Source organism: Gilvimarinus gilvus (assembly GCF_030518155.1).
Lineage (GTDB): Bacteria > Pseudomonadota > Gammaproteobacteria > Pseudomonadales > Cellvibrionaceae > Gilvimarinus > Gilvimarinus gilvus.
In genome coordinates this window covers 1-302 of the sequence record NZ_JAULRU010000036.1, presented here as the reverse complement: position 1 = coordinate 302, position 302 = coordinate 1, and the positions used below count along the sequence as shown (strand labels likewise).

1 protein-coding gene is annotated in these 302 nt (G+C 67.5%); it reads left to right on the top strand.

The window, feature by feature from the left end:
• A partial coding sequence (locus QWI17_RS00180; protein WP_302720488.1) for an efflux RND transporter permease subunit occupies positions 1–302 on the top strand: 302 nt, incomplete at both ends.

Sequence of the window (302 nt, the reverse complement as noted above, 5' to 3'; positions counted from 1 at the left end):
GGTGCCCCTGGCGGCCGTGGCCCATGTGGCGCCGCCCAGCACCGGGCCGCTGTCGATCAGCCACGACGGCCTGTTCCCGGCCGCCAACCTGTCGTTCAACCTGGCCCCGGGCGTGGCCCTTGGCGATGCGGTGAGCATCCTTGAACGCACCCAGCGCGAGCTGGGCATGCCCGATTCGATCAGCGGCAACTTCCAGGGCGCAGCGCAGGCCTTCCAAAGCTCGCTGGCGAGCCAGCCTTGGCTGATCCTGGCGGCACTGGTGGCGGTGTACATCATTCTCGGCGTGTTGTACGAAAGTTTTG